The organism is Rossellomorea vietnamensis, from assembly GCF_001305855.1.
GTDB lineage: Bacteria > Bacillota > Bacilli > Bacillales > Bacillaceae_B > Rossellomorea > Rossellomorea vietnamensis_A.
Genome location: NZ_LIXZ01000067.1, coordinates 1 through 695 on the forward strand (window position 1 = coordinate 1; position 695 = coordinate 695).

Sequence of the window (695 nt, forward strand, 5' to 3'; positions counted from 1 at the left end):
CGCTGTGGACGATGGAGAGCGTGACCAGCCAGGTGGGTACGGGGCCACCTACCAGGTGGTGAATCCCCACCTGGCTGTAGAAGAGTGCCAGTGACCAGAAACCTATCAGGGAGAGCTGATAGGAGATGATCGGGCGGCCGAGAATCTTGGGAATCATGTAGTAGGCGATACCGACCCCGATGGGGGTCACCCAAAGTCCCAGGACGTTATGGGCGAACCACCAGTTGACGGTGGCTCCCGAGGCCCCGGGGAACACCACGGGCAGGTTGGCCAGCAGGAAGAGGATGGGGAACCACACCAGCGCGGCCAGCAGGTACCAGCTGGTGACGTAGAGATGTGATACCCGTCGGTTGGCGGCCGTCAGCAACAGCGGAATGGCACACAGGCCACCGCCGATCACGAACAGGATGTCGACCTGCCAGGGAAACTCGAGCCACTCCTCTCCGTCGGAGAGTCCCAGACTGATCGCCACCAGGCCGAGCATCATGCCGAGGTTCCAGAGCACGGCCCCCGATAAGGCGAATCGTCCGCCTACTAATGCCGTCTTGAACAGTCGCGGTATCAGGAAGATTGCCACCCCGACACCGGCCATGGATGCCCAACCATAGGCAACTGCGTTGAGGTGCATGGGGCGAACCCGGCCGAAAGTCAGCCATTCACTATCAGCCAGCAACTCGGGCCAGTGGAATTTGCCC

At 61.4% G+C, this 695-nt stretch carries 1 protein-coding gene; it reads right to left on the minus strand.

Annotated features, from left to right (window positions below; translation table 11 throughout):
- The coding region (locus AM506_RS23545; protein WP_200908486.1) for a cbb3-type cytochrome c oxidase subunit I at positions 1 to 695 on the minus strand (695 nt) is incomplete at both ends.